Source organism: Oceanobacillus luteolus, assembly GCF_023715655.1.
GTDB classification, from domain to species: domain Bacteria; phylum Bacillota; class Bacilli; order Bacillales; family Amphibacillaceae; genus Oceanobacillus; species Oceanobacillus luteolus.
The window spans coordinates 1-255 of record NZ_JAMBON010000182.1 but is presented as its reverse complement, the minus strand read 5'-3'; the positions used below and the strand labels follow the sequence as shown (position 1 = coordinate 255).

General features: G+C 44.7%; 1 protein-coding gene. It reads right to left on the bottom strand.

Going from position 1 to position 255, the window contains the following annotated elements:
- Positions 1-255: IS66 family transposase (locus M3210_RS20285; RefSeq protein WP_251518128.1), on the bottom strand; the 255-nt coding region annotated here is incomplete at both ends.

The window sequence follows — 255 nt, the reverse complement described above, 5'->3', positions numbered from 1 at the left end:
ACACCGTTAGCTTTCGCTGTTTCTGCCATACTCAAACAAATCGCATTGGCCTCGGCACCAGCTTCGCTGACGGAAAACATCCAATTTTTTCGACCGATCACACTAGGGCGAATCGCATTTTCTGCTGAATTATTATCCATTTCAATGCGACCATCATAGAGAAAGGCACGAAGCCCGTCTGTTAATTTCAGTGTATATTCGGCTGCTTTTCCAAGTGCGTTATTGCCGTAAAAAGGGGATTCCTCAATCCATTTC